Consider the following 3,528-nt stretch of genomic DNA (forward strand, 5'->3'; position numbering starts at 1 on the left):
ACCTCGTCCGAGGCGTGCCCGAGCACGCCGGCGAACACCCGCGCGCGGAACCAGTCCAGCTCGCCGGCCGCGCAGGCCGCCCAGACCGCGGGCATCCGCTCCACGAGCGCGTAGGCGTCGTCCAGCACCCCGCTGGCGAACGGCCGGGCGCAGTTCAGCACCGCCGCGAGCTCGTCGGGCAGGAACTCACTCGTCCCCGGCACCGGCGAACCCGGCCCGCGGCGGCGGGCACCGGGGTGCCCGGGAGGCGGGTCGTCGGAGTCGGGCCGGTCGGCGGCCAGCCCCATCACCAGCTCCGCCTCGTAGGCCGCGTCCATGGCCCGGCGCGCCTGCAGCCGCCGCAGCTCGGCGGCCTTCTCCGCCGCGGACAGCACCGCCACCGGCAACCGCGCGACCGTCGGCCGCAGCTCCAGCAGCCACCCCACGAGCGCGCCCTCGAGAGGGCTGCGTCTCAGCTCGGCGGTGGGCACGGCTCGAACGTACGTACGGGGTACGACACTTCCGAGCAACCGGCTCAGCCGGAGGGGCTCAGGCCTTGCGGCCCCGGTGCAAGGCGACGATGCCACCGGTCAGGTCCCGCCAGGCGACGTCCGCCCAGCCGGCCGCCTGCAGCCGCGCGGCCAGGGCCGGCTGGTCGGGCCAGGCGCGGATCGACTCGGCCAGGTAGACGTAGGCCTCGGGGTTGCTGCTCACCGCCCGGGCGATCTGCGGCAGCGCCTTCATGAGGTACTCGGTGTACAGGGTGCGGAACGGCCCCCAGGTGGGGCTGGAGAACTCGCAGACGACCAGGGTGCCGCCCGGGCGGGTGACCCGGGAGAACTCGCGCAGCGCGGCGTCGGGGTCGGCCACGTTGCGCAGGCCGAAGGAGATGACCACGCCGTCGACGCTCTCGTCGGCCAGCGGCAGCGCCATCGCGTCACCGGCCACCTTCGGCACCGGCCGGGCTGCGCCGGCGCGCAGCATGCCCTGGGAGAAGTCGCAGGCGATCGCGTGCACGCCGCCGGCCGCGAGCTCCACCGTCGAGACCGCCGTACCGGCCGCGACGTCCAGCACCGTCTGCCCGGGGCGGGCGCCCAGGGCCTCGCGGGTGGCCCGCCGCCAGGAGCCGTCCAGGCCGCCGGAGAGCACCGTGTTCGTGAGGTCGTAGCGCTCGGCGACCCGGTCGAACATCGCCGCGACCTCGGCCGGTCGCTTGTCCAGCCCGGCCCTCACGCCGGCGGTGTGCGGGTCGTCTCGCCGGTCTGCCACGGCGTCGACGCTACAAGGCTGCCTACTCTGATCACGTGACTGCGGCCGCCCTCACCTCACCGGCAGCGGCCGCCGACACCGTCAGCACGGTCCGCGCCGACGCCGCGGGTGAGCTGCTCGACCTGCTGCCGGCGGGGGCCGGGCTCTCCTGGGTGCGGCGCGGCGAGGGCCTCGTCGGCTGGGGCGAGGCGGCCCGGCTCGAGGTCTCCGGCCCCGGCGCGCTGGCCGAGGCCGCCGACTGGTGGGACACCTACGTGGCCGGGCTCGACGTCGGCGACGACGTCGGCGTGCCCGGGTCGGGGCCGGTCCTCTTCGGCAGCATCGCCTTCGACCCGGTGGCCGGCACGTCGGTCTTCGTCGTCCCCGAGGTCGTCGTGGGACGGCGGGACGGCGTCGGGTGGGTCACCGCGATCGGTGCCGCGCCGGAGCTGCCGGCGCCCGTCCGGGACGGCGACTCCCCGGCCCCCCGACTGCGCTACGCCGACGGCGCGCTGGACCCGGCGAGCTGGTGCGCCGCCGTCGCGGCCGCCGTGGAGCGGATCGCCGCGGGTGACCTGGCCAAGGTGGTGCTGGCCCGGGACCTGCTGGTCTCCGCGGAGCCCGCCCTCGACCCGCGGCGGCTGCTGCACCGGCTGGCGGCGCGCTTCCCCGGCTGCTGGACCTTCGCCGTCGACGGGCTGCTGGGAGCGACCCCCGAGCTGCTGCTGCGGCGCACCGGGCGGCAGCTCTCCTCCCGCGTGCTGGCCGGCACAGCGCCGCGCGGGGCCGGCGCGGAGGACGAGCGGCTCGCCACGGCGCTCCTCGGGTCGGCGAAGGACCGCGTGGAGCACGCGCTCGCCGTCGACTCGCTGGTCCGCGCGCTGGAGCCCTACTGCGGTGAGCTCACCGCGCCGGGTGAGCCCGAGCTGCTGACCCTCGCCAACGTGCGGCACCTGGCCACCGACGTCGTCGGCACGCAGCGGGTGCCGGCCGGCCTGCTGGAGCTCGTGGGGGCGGTGCACCCGACGGCCGCCGTCTGCGGCACGCCCACGACCGACGCCGCCGCGCTGATCGGCGAGCTGGAGGGGATGGACCGCGGCCGCTACGCCGGTCCGGTCGGGTGGATGGACGCCCGGGGCGACGGTGAGTTCGGGCTCGCGCTGCGCTGCGCGGAGCTCACGGCGGACGGCGGGGCGCGGCTGTTCGCCGGCTGCGGCATCGTCGCCGGCTCCGACCCGGCCGCCGAGCTGGCCGAGACCCAGTCGAAGTTCGCCGCGTTCCAGGCCGCGCTGGAGAGCTGAGCGCGGCTACCCGCCCAGCGCGCGGGCAGCGGCGGTGCGGAGGTCGGTCGCGAGCTGCGCCTCGGCGCGCTGGTCGGTGCCGACGACGACGACCTGCGGGCCGCCGAGCCCCAGCACCGCCTGCAGCTCCGCCGGCGTCGACACCCGGGTCGCCGGCCACCCCAGCGACTCGGCGACCGCGACCAGGTCCCGCCCGTGCGGCGTGCCGAAGACCCGCCGGTAGTCCGCGGCGTAGCCGTCCTGCCCCGGCTCCAGCTGGGCGAAGATCCCGCCGCCGTCGTTGTCGGGCACGACCACGGTGAGGTCCGGCCGCGGCTCCCCCTCGCCGAGCAGCAGCCCGGTCAGGTCGTGCAGGAAGGTCAGGTCCCCCATCAGGGCGAACGCCGGCCCGCCGTGCAGCAGCGCCGCCCCCACGGCGGTCGAGATCGTCCCGTCGATCCCGGCCACGCCCCGGTTGGCCAGCACGGTGACGTCGGCCCGCGGCACCGCCAGCCGGTCCACGTCCCGCACCGGCGTGGAGGACCCGAGCACCAGCAGCGCCCCGGCGGGCAGCGCGGCGACGACGTCGCGGGCCAGCCGCGCGGCGGTCAGCGCCGGGGCGCCGTCCAGCACCGCGTCCACCGCCGCGCCCACCCGCCCGGCTGCCGCGTCCCACGCGGCCGTCCACTCCGCGTCGACCGGTTCGCCGGGCTCGGCGCCGGCGAGCAGCCGCCGGACGGCGCTGCTCGACCGGCCGGCGTCGGCCCACCGCGGGGAGGCGCTCACCGTCTCGACCGTGACGGCGGGGTCGGCCAGCAGGGCGTTGACCGGCCGGGAGAGCGTCGGGCGACCCACCACGAGCACCCGCTCGGGCCGGTGCGCGGCCAGCCAGTCCGCCGCGCCGAGCGCCAGCACGCCCCCGCGCACACCGCCCGGCAGCCCCCAGAATCCGCTGCTGGGCTCGGCGACGACGGGCCACGCGGAGCCCAGCAGCGGATTCTGGGGGCTGCCGGGCGGTGTG

At 77.7% G+C, this 3,528-nt stretch carries 3 protein-coding genes and 1 pseudogene; 1 reads left to right on the forward strand and 3 read right to left on the reverse strand.

Translation table 11 applies throughout. The features are described from left to right. Positions 1–470 (reverse strand): annotated as a pseudogene (locus E9549_RS22470) (HNH endonuclease); the annotation flags it as partial. 58 nt (positions 471–528) lie between these two features. Next, the gene (locus tag E9549_RS22475) at positions 529–1,248 is read right to left on the reverse strand and encodes a demethylmenaquinone methyltransferase (protein ID WP_236828816.1); all 720 of its coding nucleotides are present in this window, start codon (positions 1,246–1,248) and stop codon (positions 529–531) included. Positions 1,249–1,283: 35 nt separating this feature from the next. Here E9549_RS22475 and E9549_RS24385 point away from each other — a divergent pair, with 35 nt between their 5' ends. Then, a complete protein-coding gene (locus tag E9549_RS24385) occupies positions 1,284–2,528 on the forward strand; it encodes an isochorismate synthase MenF (RefSeq protein ID WP_236828817.1) in 1,245 nt (414 codons plus the stop codon). Between the two features lie 6 nt (positions 2,529–2,534). Here E9549_RS24385 and E9549_RS22485 read toward each other — a convergent pair. Further along, positions 2,535–3,528: 2-succinyl-5-enolpyruvyl-6-hydroxy-3-cyclohexene-1-carboxylate synthase (locus E9549_RS22485; protein ID WP_236828818.1), on the reverse strand; the 994-nt coding region annotated here is incomplete at its 5' end.

Origin of the sequence: Blastococcus sp. MG754426 (assembly GCF_021699055.1) — a bacterium.
In the GTDB taxonomy this organism is placed as follows: Bacteria; Actinomycetota; Actinomycetes; order Mycobacteriales; family Geodermatophilaceae; genus Blastococcus.